Below are 13521 nucleotides of genomic sequence, written 5' to 3'. Positions count from 1 at the left end.
GTTTGGAGAAATCGGATGCCGATCGAGTTGACTGCGACGGATGCGCTGGGCCTGTGGCATCGCGTATCGCTGGAAGAGGTGAGGGGCGAAGCACCCGATCTGACATTGCGGCAGATGGCGATCCTGCTGCAGATCTATCTGGTCCCTCCGCCGCATACGGTGCGCGGCCTTGCCGAAACGCTTGATGTCACCAAACCTGTCATCACCCGTGCGCTCGACAGGATGGGCGAACTCGGTCTCGTCGATCGCGTAAGGGATGATCGCGATCGGCGCAATGTCGTGATAAAACGAACCGTCGGTGGCGCAGTTTATCTGGAAAAGCTCGGCGACCTGATCATTCGGGAAGCAGGGCGTGCCGCCTCCTAAAGGACAAAACCATGGAACTCGACAGACGTCTCAATGCCTTCCGCCCTGACCTCGCAGCAGAGGTGCTGAAAGGCCAGGTGGAGGCCGCCCGCTTCGTCAAGGGCGAACCAGCCTCCGTCGTGGCCTCCGTTGCCGCCCTGCGACCGTTCCCGGATCTCGGGCGTGGCATAGACACGGAACTTCTGCGCGGCGAGAACGTGCGGGTCTTCGATCGTGCCAACGGTTTCGCCTGGGTGCAGGCCGACGGAGACGGTTACGTCGGTTATCTGCCGGAAGAAATGATCGGCCCGGCGGTCGAGCCGACGCATCGGATTACGGCTGCGCGCACCTTTCTCTATCCGGGCGCGGAACTGCGCAAGCCGCCGCTCGGCGCCCTCTCCATGGGCAGCCTCGTGACCGTCATCGGCGATGCCGAGACGCGCGGTACACGGTATTTTCTGCTGGAGAACGGCGAGGCCGTCATTGCCGCCCACTGCCTTCCTATCGGCGAGACGATCGCGGACGACTACGTCTCCGTTGCGACCAGATTTATCGAAACGCCGTATCTCTGGGGCGGACGTTCGGGCTTCGGCATCGATTGTTCCGGCCTTGCCCAACTGGCGCTGATGATGGTTGGCAAAAAGGCCCCGCGCGATTCCGACATGCAGGCGTCCATCGGCGATGAGATCGGGCGCGATGAACTGCGCCGCGGCGATCTCGTCTTCTGGAAGGGCCATGTCGGCATCATGGAAGACGAAGAGACGCTGTTGCACGCAAACGGCCACACGATGACCGTAGCGAGAGAAAATTTCGAAGCGGCGGTGAAGCGTATCGGCTGGCTCTACGAGCAGCCCACCGGCTATCGCCGTATCGTCTGAAGCGGGTGGGCAGTGCTTCCATGGTCATGGCTCCACTATCACGAGAATGTTGGCCAGCACTGCATGGTATCGCAGGTCGCTTGCACTTATCTCTAGGTGGAACAGCAAGCCGAGGTATGGAGTTTAGCCCGATGCTCAAAGGTGCATGGATATTGCCCGCCACGATGCTGGTCGTGCTCATCCTCGCGGCGGTGCCATCGGTGGTTTTCGCCGCCGATGGGAACGCATTCGGCCCGTCGATGAAAACCTATTTCAAGGATCTTCCCGGTGTCGTTCCGGAGGAGGAGCGGGTCAAGGCCGAGATCGCGGACGGTTATCGCTGCACCACCGGCGTCGGTTACACGTCGGAGCCCCGCCGCAGGTTCCGCGGCAGCATTCTGGATGATCTTCCCGTTCAGGTCTATCGCTGCGAAACCCCGAACGGCATCACATACACGGGCACAAATCTGCCGAACACCCAATGGGTCCCCGGCCTCAATCCGCGTCATCTTCCAGAGTAATATCCGCCGGCAAATACCGGGTCACCTACCCGCAAAAGCGGCCTGATCCGACACGCGGCAAGACCTGCACGGCAGCTGAATCCAAAAATAGTAAAGGCCCGCAAGCGGGCCAATTACTAAACATAAACAATGGGAATGGTGCCCAGAAGAGGTGTTCCCGGTTCAAATCGAACCGAGGCTATTGGCGTCATTCACAAGCGTAATCAATGCGTTAGCGTTGATCTTCGATTGAGGCTCATCCCGGCCGTGTGTACCCAGCGAGTGTGGATTGTGGACCTTCTGGTTAGCATATTCCACAGTCAGTTCTTATGCAACCGGGAAGGAAATGAAACGGCCCACGCGGATTGATTGTCAGTTACCCAATGCTACTCTACGGCGAAGCTAGGGAGTGTGCCGGTGACGGAGATACAGGAGTACATTGATCATCCAAACGAGAACCTTCACGCGGAGTACAAGCGCTGGCTGGACCTATCGTTACATGAGAACCGAGCCAACGTGGCGAGACACATCGCGGCGCTAGCGAACCATGGCGGAGGCTTCATCATCTTCGGCTTTGACGATGAGACGTTGTCGCCCACAGGGTCAAACCCGTACGACACTAGCCATTACTCACACGACGGCATTGCTGCGATCACGCGAAAATATCTCGACCCAGTTCCGCACTGTGATGTTCGAGATGTCCTGAATGGTGAGTACCAGCATAGTGTCATCGTTGTGCCGTCGCATGGCGCGACTCCGATATGTGCGAAGTCTGATGGCCCCGTAGTTAACGGCAAGGTGAAAGGCATCAAGGCTGGCACCTATTACATCCGCAAAGCTGGACCAGAGAGCGCGCCGATTGTCAGCTCCATGGATTGGGTAGAGGTAATAAGACGTTGCGTTACCCACGACCGTGCGGCCCTGTTGGGCGCACTCGGTGCGGCGCTTGCATCGCCCAAGCAGTCGGCCAATACCGAGGACCGCTTAATCCGATGGCACAATGCGTCGTTCGCGGCGTACAAACAGTATGTGCTTGATCACGGGCAACCGGATCATCTCTACGCCAGATCGGTCCATCTGAGTTACCTGATAGAGACGGCAGACGGCGAGGCATTGCCAAAGCAGAACTTGAAAAGCGTTCTGCGAGAAGTGAATGCTGAGATGCGCGATCGAGTGAACACCGGCTGGAGCTTGTTCTTTCCCTTTGATCGGGTCCCCATTGATCCCTACTTCGTCACCGATAGTGCCACGGGGGACGCCAACCAGTTCCTTGAGGAGAATTTGCTCCGAGAGTACGGCGGCGGCGCGAATGGGGATTTCTGGAGGGTTGCTGATGACGGGCGAGCCACGACAATTCGGCCCATCAGGTCCGACTTTCTTGATTTGGACGGATGGCGCGATGGTAAGCTTTTTAGTCCCAACAATGCTGCCCGAGAACTAGGCGAGCTTGTCAGGCACGCAGAGGGCCTATCATCTCGTTTCAGGGAGCCGCAAACGGTCTCATTTCGATGCGAATGGCGTGGCCTTGAAGGTAGAATGATTGCCGATCCGAACTCAGATTGGTCTCCTGGCAGGGTGGCAAGGTCGGCGTCGGTAGTTTCGTTTGGTCAATGGCCCGTCACTGCGCTGTCTTCACGCTGGCCGGAGATTGTCTCTGACCTTCTGGCCCCTTTGCTGCGGGTGTTCGACCCAAATTTCTTGTTGTCATCCGAATGGATACACCGCGCTGCCAGCGGATGGCGTCCCATTGGTAATCACTATCCGTAGAACCCGCGAGGGGAGCCAGAATGTTACATGCCTCAGAAGACGAGAAGGCTGACATCGTTCGTTACTTCCTTTCGCAATCATCGGCAAATGCCCGCGTTGACTTCCTCCAGAAGGTCTATGCCGAAACGCTGATGGGCCATCGTCACGATGTTTGGGACTTGCATACGAGCGACGGTCGTTGGTGGGTAATCACCAATCCGACAAACCTGTACTCCCAAGACCAATTCCCGAACATGGACCTAGCTGTCACTTTCCATATGGGATTGTGCCTCCGTATCCCACGTACGCAGCAACAGCGCATCGAAGGCCGTCGTGTGCTACCCTTTGGGGAAGTGTTCAATAAGTTACGCGAGGCGAACGACGCCCTCCATCAAGCGCAGAATGTGTCGGATTATCAGGCCATTGGTGTGCGAAGCCGAGAAGCCCTTCTTGCCTACGTCGCTGCGGCACAAGATGCCTCTGAGTGGCCCATAGAGCAGCCGCCAAAACGGGCAGACTTTCGGGGGTGGAATGATGTGATCTGCGACACGATCCTCTCTGGAGGCTCCCAGAAGGACCGCAGACACCTGTTCAAGTCTCTCCTCAGCGACGCATGGGTGTTCGCCAACTGGTTGACACACGCACACTCGGCGACATGGCATGACGCAGAAGCCGCTCTATCGACTGTCGAACATGGGCTTGGCTTAGCGACCTCTTTGGTACTGCGACACATCCGTATGGTCCCCGAAGAATGCCCAGAATGTGGCTCGCCGCACCTGTCTCCACGGGAAGGCTACAATGAGGAGCTTCCAGAGGTGGTTTGGGAGCGTCCCACCTGCGAGGACTGTGGGTGGACAGGCAAGCCCGTTCCAGTCGGTGAGCTTGATGCCGACGACGAGCTATTCCGCAGGGAGGGCGGGTCTGATAGCGACGAGTGTATTATGATGGAGGTTCCCTTACGCGATCTCAAGAAGCCAAGTACCTAGCCGATGTCTAGTGCGGTACGGGTATCAGAGTAGATTGAGCCACCCAAAAATGGCAGAAATTTCCGAGACACCCAAACTAGACATTCGTGGAAGCGCGTGACCCCCATACGGTCGCGGACCTATTGCCTCACAGACGCGGTTCCCATTTTTGGCAGACGTTCTTGCCGCCAGCGGTGACGCCACCTGTAGTCTCAAAAAGTGTACATTGTGAGAATGTCTCTTGACGTGTCTCAATACGTGTCTCATAAGTGACGGACTGAAACGTCTAAGAGGATATGAGACATGACCCACGTCGCGTACATTCGCGTCTCGTCGGTAGGGCAAAGCCTTGAAGTCCAGCGTGATAAGATGGTGGCACTCGGCATCCAGCCCGACCACATATTTGAGGAGAAGCGTTCCGGCGTAGATAGCAATCGTCCTGCCCTCAAGGATGCCCTTCGGTTCGTCCGTAAGGGGGACACCTTCGTTATCACCAAGATTGACCGGTTGGCCCGCTCCGCAACCGACCTGCTTTCCATCGTGAAAGAACTACAGGACAAGGGCGTGGCGCTCATGGTGTTGGATCAGAGCATCGACACTAGCACCCCGGCAGGACGCGCCATGCTCCAGATGCTCGCTGTCTTTGCCGAGTTCGAAACTGCCATCAGGGCAGAACGGCAGATGGATGGCATTGCCAAGGCGAAGGAGAACGGAACCAAGTTTGGCCGGAAGGCTCAAGCCACAGCCGACGTCGTTGCTGACATTCGCCGTATGCGGGCTGATGGGCTGATGATCCGCGAAATCATGGCGAAGGTGGGATTGAGCAAGGCCAGTGTCTATCGTGCGCTTGGCGGCGACAGCGATGCGCCAGGTGAGGCATGACCATGGAGCTTATGATCCTCATAGTTTGCTGGAGCGCGCTCGGTGCTTTAGCTTTGGGCGGCATCCTTTCCGTCTTGAACGGCCTCTTTGGCCGGTAGGTCCTGCACGGGCATGAACGCGGCATGGTGCGACAATTTGTCATGTGGTCGCCTTTGAGTGACCGCCTCGGCACAAAATGCGCTTTATCCCCAATCGCCACGGGAAGCCCGTCGTCACCCCTGAGTGTCCATCGCAAATCGTCACCCTGCGCTGACTTTAGCCCTTGTTGTGCCGGTTGTTTTCCTGGCTATTAAGGGGGCCTCTTTTCTCAACAGGGGGCCTTCAATGCGAACCAACAGACAGCCGACATCCGCAGCAACGATAGACGTTTGCATGTCGGATATGACAATTGCCGCCGAGTTCATCATGACAGCTATGAGGGCGGTGGCGAACGGGCATCCGGCAATAAGCACCGACGTCGTGCGTCCGCTCACTTGGGCGCGAACCAAGATTGATGAGGTCTTGGCACAAACGGACACCGCTGCCTCCTCCGTCATTGCTCTCTCTGGTCGGGAGGGCTGAATGGCACGTCAAAGAGGAGGCCGCTGGCAAGCCGACGTTGCCCTTGAGGACGGTTCCCGCTTCCGCCCGTCATTCCCAACAGAGGATCGCGCAATCGCTTGGGAGGAGGCTGCACGGGCCGCTGTGTCGCTCGGCAAGCCGGTGCCGCCACTGAACAACTATCATCTGGAGGGGAGCAAGACCCGCGACCTGTCACTCCTCGGCCCGTGCTTCGACTTCGTGAAGCGCACTGTCTGGTCCTCTCAGGCCCGTGGAGTTGTCGCCCAAATCCGCAACGGACAGACCGCCGTGGACTATTGGGCCGCAACAAGCCGCTGAACGAGATCACGTCGGCTGATATCGCGGAATGGAAGGTCGAACTCGCTGACGCTGGCCTCGCGCCGTCCTACGTCAACAAGAAGATCGCGGCGCTCTCCAAAATCCTCAAGACGGCACACGATGCCGGGGCAATCGACAAGATGCCGTCGATCAAGTGGAACTCCGTCGAGAAGACGCGCTTCCGGTTCCTTGACGACAGCGAGGAGAAGGTCTTGCTGGCCTACTGGTCCGCGAACAACGATCAGGACAACTACGACCTGACGGCTTGCCTCATCGACACCGGAGCGCGTTGCTTCTCGGAAATGATGAAGGCGGGATGGGACGATTTCGGCCCGCAGTTCTCGACCGTGACCTTCTGGAAGACCAAGACCAAGAAGCCCCGCACGGTCCCCCTGACGAAGCGCGTGAGGGATATCCTCGCCAGACGCCAGAAGGCAGAGTTCGGCAGGAACAAGGGACCGTTCACCCACCAGAACGAACACACCATGCGCAGCCGGTGGGACACCATGCGGGAAGTGCTGTCGTTCCACGACGTCACGCCTCACGTCCTCCGCCATACGTGCTGCACTCGTCTGGTGCTGGCCGGTGTCGATATCAAGCGCGTCATGGAATGGATGGGCCACTCGGCCATCGTGACCACCATGCGCTACATGCAGATGAAGCCGCGAGGGCTGGAGGATATCCTTCACGTCCTTGAGGGCGGATCGCAGAAGCCGAAGCGACGGCGGGAGAAGGCACAAGAGGGTCTAGCGCGTTAGTCGTCAGGGGTCGCCGTAAGGGACGCAGGAGTGGTTCTGAGAGGCGCCCCATGGTGGTTGGACCTTGGGGCGTGTCCCGGCGCTCCACTCCCTCGTGCAGCCCATAAAGACAGGGTCCCTACCGCACAATATCACTTCGGACCTTCGTCCTCCGTCGTCGGTACTGACCCCAAGCGGTACCCCGATAGCCACCGGCCAGTTACCCCGCACACTAGGATGGGCCTCCCTGTGCATATACCTATTGGTATAGGAAGGTTCATAGCGACCACCTTCACGGTTCCTCCTGCTTCTGTAGTGGGTCCTGCAATAGCGACGACGGAGGACGGAGGTCCGAAGGAACAGAGTAGCCAATAATGCTATCTGTGTCTTTTGCCACGGGTATCTGTTTCAGTTCCCTCTGACACGGCCAACGGCAAATCGGCCCCTACGCCTACAGGTCGGCCCACCAGCGCCTTTGCGGGATGAACTGTCCCGATCCACCCCATAAACCAATGCACCGATCAGTCCCCGCGTCAGGCGTCAGGGGCGCATCATTGTAATCGAGAAGGAGTGACCAAAACTTGGACGAGAAAACAGACGCAACGCAGCGCGTAAGAATTTGGCGTGTCGAGGATGAGCATGGCAGGGGTGTGGGGGTGACCGGCTTCGCTAAGCTCCACTTCTTCGCCGCGGCCCGAGCCATACAGAAGTTCGATGAACCGGAAGCACGTCCGGGCGTTCCGCACATCCGATATATCGCAGGTGCTGATGGCTTGACCGATCACGTTGCGGAGCATGACAGGTTCGGATGCGCTGACCTGCAAACACTACGCCGCTGGTTGCCGTCCACCGCAGGGTGCCAAGCCATCGAAAGGGCCGGGGGACTACTGGTCGCCTACGAGGCCCCGGCTGACAAGGTGAAGACGTCGCCCGTTCGGGCCTATTTCGACCACCGCTATGCGACCAAGGTGGAAGTTTTACCCGTCACCAAGCTGAATGAGTTCTCGGCGCTGATATGACGGAGGGGCTGGTATGCAGCGGCCAGGTTATCGCTGCCCTGCCGCACATCCTTGGAAGCGCGATCCCGCGTTAGTATGCTTTCACATCGCCTCGGCCTCAAAGAGGCGTTATTCCGCCGCTGCGGCCCTCGCTCGTTTCTCCTCTTCGATGCGGACGCCATAAGCTTTGCGCATAGCTGCGGAGGTGATCCGGAGCTTGACGGGGGTCCCGCCATATACCCGATCCCCGACCCCGCCGAGCGAATGGCCGAGAATGAGATTTTGGTCTAGGGTGCCAACCTCGGCAAGACGAAGCCAGTCCTTCATATTGTGGCGAAGCGAGTAGACTACCAGTCGTTCGTTTTCCGTCACGCGCCTTATATGTTTCATGAGGGCTTGTGACACAGCGTCAGCGCCGCCTTCACGGCCGTATCTAGGAAACAACATGGAACCCTCTCGGTCGAGCGACAGGGCTTCTTTGGCGGCAGCACGGGCATCACCGCTCAGGGGTACATGTCTTCTCGATGACTTGGTCTTCACGCGGCGGTCCTCGTGCCATGTCACCACGATATGGGGCGTCTCCCCGTCCACTACGACGTCAGCGACGCGGAGGCCGGTAATCTCGGCACCCCGGCACCCCGTCCCCTCCAGAAGCCGCCAGACTAGGCAAAGCTCCGGGTTGCATGAAGAAAGTATGCGCTCACGAAGCTCAATCAACATCTGCATGGGGAAGGGGTCGCGCTTGTCTGCCTCCGTATCTTCTTCATTCAGCCCTCGAACAGGAAGCTTGTTGAATGGGTTCGACACCTTGCCTTCAAGCTCCAGTTCCGTGATCGCATGATTGATCATAGCCTTGAGCGTGTTGAGGTTCCTCTTGACGGTTGCCGGGGCGACGCTTGAGCCATTTGATTTCACGCTGTCAGCGAGGGTATCCCGAACCTCCTTGGCCCCTTCTCGACCAATGTCGGAAAGCCGGAGCGGGGAGCCAAGAACTTCATGGACGACACCAACAAGCCGGATAACACGATCCGCAGCCTTCTTTTCGTCACCCTTGAGGCCGCCGTTCAGCTTCTCCCGAATGTAGAGCCGCTTCGCGTCCTCGACTGTGGGAGAGGCCTCCGCTACCTTGGTGCCACTCACAAGGGCATGGAGTGCCATTGCTTCCGATTTTGGAACGGCAGTGGGGTTTCCTGTCTCCGGGTCTTCTGGATAACCGGCCAGTATGCTGTCGACATACAGGTCCGCTGCCTCCGGGTCCGTTGCAGGAAACTGGCGACCACCAACGAAAACGATGTCCTGCTGGAGTTCTCTAAGTCGCTTCCGCGCTGCCCGCGCCGCCTCTGCGTCGGTCTCTGGTCCCGTCAGACGAGCCTGAATAGCGATCTCTTGTGCTGAGCGGGCGATTAGTTGTTCGAAGACCCCATTGACCCTCGGATAGTTCTTGAGGGCGTCCTTCTCGGACGTCCCGAGGACCCGTTTGAACTCTCCTTTTTGGAGCAGTTCCTTCACCGATTTGGGGATGCGTCGGCGGTATTCCCAAGTGCCGTTAGCGAGGCGCTTTGCGTATCTCAAGACAAGTCTCATGTGGACCTCCGGTGGACCGGAAAGTGTACCGCAAGGACCTGCTAAGTATTGAATACGTTGAGAAATCTACGTTTCTCAAAATGGAATGGTGCCCAGAAGAGGACTCGAACCTCCACACCCTTTCGGGTACCAGCACCTGAAGCTGGCGCGTCTACCAATTCCGCCATCTGGGCAACGGAGAGCGATGTACGGGGGTGGCCTCTCCCTGTCAACCGGCTTTTTGAAGTTTCTGTGTCAGTTACCGAAAAACTTTTCAGGAAGGGTCTCAAGCCGGGTTTTGTGCCCCCGTTTTGGCGGCATGCCGATCCAGGTGGCCGAGGTCCCGGTCGGGGTCGATCACGTCGCGAACCCGCTGCTTCAGCTCCTTCGGGCCGGGGAAGCCGCCGTCCCGCTTGCGCTCCCAGATAAGAGCGCCATCCAGCCTAATTTCGAATATGCCGCCGGTGCCGGGAATGAGGCCGACCTGTGCGAGCGAATCGCCGAAAGTCTGCAACAGCTCCTGCGCCATCCATCCCGCCCGCAGCAGCCAGTTGCACTGGGTGCAATAGAGAATGGTGATGTGGGGCTTGCCGGGGGACGTCGTGGCCGGGCTCGCGTTGTTTCCGGCTGTCGCCTCGTCGAGGGCGAGCTTCACCATCGTCGCGAGATCCGCATCGGCGAAGCCGGCCTTCGACGCGTTCTCGAAGCTCGCCAGCGCAGCTTTCATCGCAGGAATGGCCACATCCAGATGAGCGGCATAGTCGCGCACCACGCTGACATCCTTGACCACGCCGGAAACGGGGAAGCCGACATGATCCGTCTCGCCCAGCACGACGGGCAGGCGGCCCTTCAGGGCAGGGCTGGCAGCCGGACTGCCGGACAGAACCTCGATCATCTTGTCGCGCGCAAGGCCGGCTCTGGCGCCGAGCTGCAGCGCCTCTTTCAGGCTTTCCCAAAGCCCGGTGAGCATCATGTTGTTGATCAGTTTCGAAGCCGCCCCGTGGCCCAGTGCGCCGACATGGTGGATGCGATCGGAAAGCACTTCCACCACCGGCATAAGGCGGCGAAAATCCTCTTCTCGTCCACCGATATAAAAGCCGGCCTTTCCGGCCAGCAGCGTCTCAGGCCCGCCGGATATCGGCGCATCCACCAACCTGCCGCCCTTTAGCTCTATCGCGGCCTGGTGGCTGGCAAGGGTGAGCGGGCTGACCGTGCTGGTATCGACGATCAGCTTGCCGGAAAGATCAAGCGTCTCGAGGGTCGCGACGACCGCATGCACGGCGGCGTCGTCCAGAAGTGCGAGAACGATGATGTCGGATGTTTCGGCGAGGCTTGGTACATCCGCTGCGGTCGTGACGGTTTCGCGCAAATCCTCTGGCACGCCGCTACGGCTCCACGCTGTGACGGGAAAGCCGCAGGACGTCAGCCTTGCCGCCATGGCGCGCCCCATGCGCCCGAGCCCGATAATGCCGATGCGAGATTTGGTCATGCAGAACGTCCCGTCTTCCGTAAGAATCGAAGCCGCCATTATAGCGCGTCTTTTTGAGGCGGGCACAAGCGACGCCAGGGTTATGGAGTCTCCATGAGAAGCTTCATCGGTTGCCTGCTGCGACGGAAATGCCCCGCTACGGAACAAAATCCGGTAACGCGCATTTTATTGGCTGGAAAAGGAGGAAACGAAATGGCTTATGATCCCAATCCGAATGACAACCGTCCCGATCTGCGCACGCCGGCACCGCCGCCTCGTAGTGGCTCATCCTGGATGGGCTGGGTTGCAGTCCTCGCGGTAATCGTCGTGGGTGCATTCGTCTGGTCTCAGATGGGTGGCGCGCCCACAGATGCAACAACGACGTCCTCGACCATGCAGCCTGCAACGCCGGTAACCCCGGCCCCGGCAGCCCCCGCGGCTCCGGCAACGCCTGCTCCCGCTACTCCGGCTCCGGCCACGCCTGCTCCGGCAGCGCCGGCGAATGGTGGCTAACAGCAGCCGCAGCTTAACCGGTCAGACTAAAAAAGCCGTCCGCTCATCGAGCGGGCGGCTTTTCGGGTTAATATGTGGTCGCCGGTCTTGCAGCCTGATCAGCGGTTCAGAAATCTTCCCAGCCCGGATCGACGGCAAGCGCTGATGATCCTGCCGTACGGAACTGTGCCTGATCGCGGCCGGGTTTCGGTGCGGATCTCATGGCTTTTGTCGGTACCGAAGCCGCAGCATGTCCGCTTGTCTGGCCGAAACGGAACTGCTCGAGCAATGCGAACAGCGCCTGCGATTCATTGGCCAGGCTGCGGCTTGCGGCGGTCTGCTGCTCCACCATCGCGGCATTCTGCTGCGTGCCCTGATCCACTTCGTTGATCGCGTGGTTAATGTTGCCGAGCGCAAGCGACTGTTCGCGGGAGGCATCGATGATGGCGATGATGTCCGAATTGATCTGGTGTACGTGTCCGCCGATTTCCTGCAGCGCGGCACCGGCCTTGCTGACGAGATCGACGCCGTTTGCCACGTGATTGCCCGACGTGGTGATCAGCGCCTTGATTTCCTTGGCGGCACTGGCGGAGCGTTGTGCCAGTTCACGCACTTCCTGCGCCACGACGGCAAAACCCTTGCCGGCTTCACCGGCACGAGCGGCTTCGACGCCGGCATTGAGCGCCAGAAGATTGGTCTGGAAGGCGATCTCGTCGATGACGCCGATGATGTTGGAAATCTCGCGGGACGAATTGTCGATCGAATCCATCGCCGTGATCGCCTGGCGAACGATCTCGCCCGAGCGTTCGGCATCCGCCTTGGCGCGATTGACGAGCGATCCGGATTCCTCTGCACGTTTGCTGGAATCCTTGACGGTCGTGGTGATTTCTTCGAGAGCGGCAGCGGTTTCCTCGACAGACGCTGCCTGCCGTTCGGTCCGATGGGCAAGGTCGTCGGCCGCAACGCGGACTTCGCTGGAGCTTGAGGCGATCGCCCGGGCATTGTCCGAAACCATTGCCATGGCCTCACGCAGCTTTGCGGAAGCGGTGTTGAAATCGATGCGTAGTTTTTCCAGCGACGCGATGAACGGTGTTTCGATCGTCTGGGAAAGATCGCCATCCGCCATTTTGGTCAGACAGGAAGCCAGACGTTCGACGTTTTCCACCCGTTGCGTCACGTCAGTCGCGAACTTGACGACCTTGATGACCCGGCCGGTGTCGTCGAATACCGGGTTGTAGGAGGCCTGGATGAAGACGTTGCGTCCGCCTTTGCCGATGCGGGTGAATTCGCCGGCGACGAACTCGCCGGAAAGAAGGCGTTCCCAGAAGCGCGCATAATCCGGAGAAGCGGCATAGGCCTGGTCGACGAACATGCGGTGATGCCGGCCGACGATTTCGCTCAGACCATAACCCAGCGTCGACAGGAAATTTTCGTTGGCGCCGATGATCGTGCCATCCGTATTGAATTCGATCGTCGCCTGGGCGCGGGAGATGGCGTCTATCTTTGCCGCGCTGTCGAGCGCGTGTAATTTGGATTCGGTAATGTCATTTGCGAATTTGACGACCTTGATGACCTTGCCGCTGCTGTTCTTGACCGGGTTATAGTTGCCGCGGATGAAGACTTCCCGCCCGCCTTTGGCGATCCGCTTGAAATCATTGGAGAAGAACTGGCCTTTTCGCAACGCGTTCCAGAACGCTGTATAGTCCTGAGACTTTACATAACTGGATTCGACAAAAAGGCTGTGATGCTTGCCGATGATTTCCTGCGGCTGATAGCCCATCAGATCGCAGAAATTCTTGTTGGCCTTGAGAATGCGCCCTTCCAGATCGAATTCGATGATCGCCATCGAAAGATCGAGGGCATTGAGAACTTGGTCTGAACTGGATTGGAACAAAAACATATTTGATGATCCTCAATATGAGAGGGAAGGTTACTACGGAATTTTAGTCTAAATATAATAATCGAGTTAACTTACTGATAACTCGGAGTTTATTCCTTGCTACGCAAGGTGTTGACTGAATTGTTGTGATGCACGCATTGGCTGTCTTTGCCTCCGGATGTTAACCTTTCGTTAACCCTGTTGGAGGAG

Annotated in this window: 14 protein-coding genes, 1 tRNA gene and 1 pseudogene; 10 read left to right on the top strand and 6 right to left on the bottom strand. The window is 58.5% G+C overall.

Annotation, left to right across the window (positions count from 1 at the left end; translation table 11 throughout):
• The first annotated feature begins 15 nt into the window (after window positions 1–15).
• From FHP24_RS09640 to FHP24_RS09615, 6 genes are all read left to right on the top strand, one after another.
• Window positions 16–366, top strand: a complete 351-nt coding sequence (locus FHP24_RS09640; RefSeq protein ID WP_139675835.1) for a MarR family transcriptional regulator — start codon at window positions 16–18, stop codon at window positions 364–366.
• Between the two features lie 11 nt (window positions 367–377).
• Window positions 378–1223, top strand: a complete 846-nt coding sequence (locus FHP24_RS09635; protein ID WP_139675834.1) for a C40 family peptidase — start codon at window positions 378–380, stop codon at window positions 1221–1223.
• A gap of 131 nt (window positions 1224–1354) precedes the next feature.
• Window positions 1355–1723: a hypothetical protein gene (locus tag FHP24_RS09630; RefSeq protein WP_139675833.1), complete on the top strand. Its 369-nt coding sequence runs from the start codon at window positions 1355–1357 to the stop codon at window positions 1721–1723.
• Between the two features lie 396 nt (window positions 1724–2119).
• Entirely contained in the window at window positions 2120–3469 is a 1350-nt protein-coding gene (locus FHP24_RS09625; protein WP_180355939.1) for an AlbA family DNA-binding domain-containing protein, read from the top strand.
• 20 nt (window positions 3470–3489) lie between these two features.
• A complete protein-coding gene (locus tag FHP24_RS09620; protein WP_139675831.1) occupies window positions 3490–4434 on the top strand; it encodes a hypothetical protein in 945 nt (314 codons plus the stop codon).
• A gap of 282 nt (window positions 4435–4716) precedes the next feature.
• Entirely contained in the window at window positions 4717–5295 is a 579-nt protein-coding gene (locus FHP24_RS09615) for a recombinase family protein (protein ID WP_139675830.1), read from the top strand.
• 239 nt (window positions 5296–5534) lie between these two features.
• Here FHP24_RS09615 and FHP24_RS09610 read toward each other — a convergent pair whose 3' ends face one another.
• The gene (locus FHP24_RS09610; RefSeq protein WP_139675829.1) at window positions 5535–5831 is read right to left on the bottom strand and encodes a hypothetical protein; all 297 of its coding nucleotides are present in this window, start codon (window positions 5829–5831) and stop codon (window positions 5535–5537) included.
• Window positions 5832–5856: 25 nt separating this feature from the next.
• Between FHP24_RS09610 and FHP24_RS09605 the strand changes: the two genes are divergently transcribed.
• The 3 genes from FHP24_RS09605 (at window position 5857) to FHP24_RS09595 (ending at window position 7930) form a co-directional block, all read left to right on the top strand.
• Window positions 5857–6174, top strand: a complete 318-nt coding sequence (locus FHP24_RS09605; protein WP_139675828.1) for a hypothetical protein — start codon at window positions 5857–5859, stop codon at window positions 6172–6174.
• Window positions 6153–6932, top strand: coding sequence for a tyrosine-type recombinase/integrase (locus FHP24_RS09600; RefSeq protein WP_139675827.1), 780 nt, complete (start codon window positions 6153–6155; stop codon window positions 6930–6932). The genes FHP24_RS09605 and FHP24_RS09600 overlap by 22 nt, the downstream gene beginning before the upstream one ends.
• Before the next feature lie 560 nt (window positions 6933–7492).
• Window positions 7493–7930, top strand: a complete 438-nt coding sequence (locus tag FHP24_RS09595; RefSeq protein WP_139675826.1) for a hypothetical protein — start codon at window positions 7493–7495, stop codon at window positions 7928–7930.
• A 108-nt stretch (window positions 7931–8038) separates the two neighbouring features.
• Here FHP24_RS09595 and FHP24_RS09590 read toward each other — a convergent pair whose 3' ends face one another.
• The 4 genes and pseudogenes from FHP24_RS09590 to FHP24_RS09580 form a co-directional block, all read right to left on the bottom strand.
• On the bottom strand, window positions 8039–9493 hold the full coding sequence (locus FHP24_RS09590; RefSeq protein WP_139675825.1) for a tyrosine-type recombinase/integrase: 1455 nt from the start codon (window positions 9491–9493) through the stop codon (window positions 8039–8041).
• Window positions 9494–9579: 86 nt separating this feature from the next.
• Window positions 9580–9666: transfer RNA gene (locus FHP24_RS09585), tRNA-Leu, on the bottom strand.
• Window positions 9667–9758: 92 nt separating this feature from the next.
• Window positions 9759–10130 (bottom strand): SelT/SelW/SelH family protein, encoded by a 372-nt coding sequence (locus tag FHP24_RS28705; protein ID WP_180355968.1) that lies wholly within the window; start codon window positions 10128–10130, stop codon window positions 9759–9761.
• A pseudogene (locus FHP24_RS09580) lies at window positions 10131–10961 on the bottom strand (NAD(P)-dependent oxidoreductase); the annotation flags it as partial.
• A gap of 192 nt (window positions 10962–11153) precedes the next feature.
• Here FHP24_RS09580 and FHP24_RS09575 point away from each other — a divergent pair.
• The gene (locus tag FHP24_RS09575; RefSeq protein WP_139675824.1) at window positions 11154–11453 is read left to right on the top strand and encodes a hypothetical protein; all 300 of its coding nucleotides are present in this window, start codon (window positions 11154–11156) and stop codon (window positions 11451–11453) included.
• A gap of 106 nt (window positions 11454–11559) precedes the next feature.
• Here the strand turns inward: FHP24_RS09575 and FHP24_RS09570 are convergent, their stop codons facing one another.
• Window positions 11560–13332 carry a methyl-accepting chemotaxis protein gene (locus tag FHP24_RS09570; RefSeq protein WP_139675823.1) on the bottom strand — a complete coding sequence of 591 codons (1773 nt, stop codon included), beginning with the start codon at window positions 13330–13332 and terminating at the stop codon, window positions 11560–11562.
• Between the last annotated feature and the right edge of the window lie 189 nt (window positions 13333–13521).

The organism is Aliirhizobium smilacinae (assembly GCF_006335145.1).
GTDB lineage: Bacteria > Pseudomonadota > Alphaproteobacteria > Rhizobiales > Rhizobiaceae > Neorhizobium > Neorhizobium smilacinae.
The sequence above is the reverse complement of the archived record's forward strand: the minus strand, read 5'-3'. Positions and strand labels throughout refer to the sequence as shown.

Bases quoted from the DNA above. Each gene is read 5' to 3' on its own strand.
- FHP24_RS09640 (WP_139675835.1), top strand. From the start codon at position 16: ATGCCGATCGAGTTGACTGCGACGGATGCGCTGGGCCTGTGGCATCGC.
- FHP24_RS09635 (WP_139675834.1), top strand. From the start codon at position 378: ATGGAACTCGACAGACGTCTCAATGCCTTCCGCCCTGACCTCGCAGCA.
- FHP24_RS09630 (WP_139675833.1), top strand. From the start codon at position 1,355: ATGCTCAAAGGTGCATGGATATTGCCCGCCACGATGCTGGTCGTGCTC.
- FHP24_RS09620 (WP_139675831.1), top strand. From the start codon at position 3,490: ATGTTACATGCCTCAGAAGACGAGAAGGCTGACATCGTTCGTTACTTC.
- FHP24_RS09615 (WP_139675830.1), top strand. From the start codon at position 4,717: ATGACCCACGTCGCGTACATTCGCGTCTCGTCGGTAGGGCAAAGCCTT.
- FHP24_RS09610 (WP_139675829.1), bottom strand. From the start codon at position 5,831: ATGACGGAGGAGGCAGCGGTGTCCGTTTGTGCCAAGACCTCATCAATC.
- FHP24_RS09605 (WP_139675828.1), top strand. From the start codon at position 5,857: ATGGCACGTCAAAGAGGAGGCCGCTGGCAAGCCGACGTTGCCCTTGAG.
- FHP24_RS09590 (WP_139675825.1), bottom strand. From the start codon at position 9,493: ATGAGACTTGTCTTGAGATACGCAAAGCGCCTCGCTAACGGCACTTGG.
- FHP24_RS28705 (WP_180355968.1), bottom strand. From the start codon at position 10,130: ATGGTGAAGCTCGCCCTCGACGAGGCGACAGCCGGAAACAACGCGAGC.
- FHP24_RS09575 (WP_139675824.1), top strand. From the start codon at position 11,154: ATGGCTTATGATCCCAATCCGAATGACAACCGTCCCGATCTGCGCACG.
- FHP24_RS09570 (WP_139675823.1), bottom strand. From the start codon at position 13,332: ATGTTTTTGTTCCAATCCAGTTCAGACCAAGTTCTCAATGCCCTCGAT.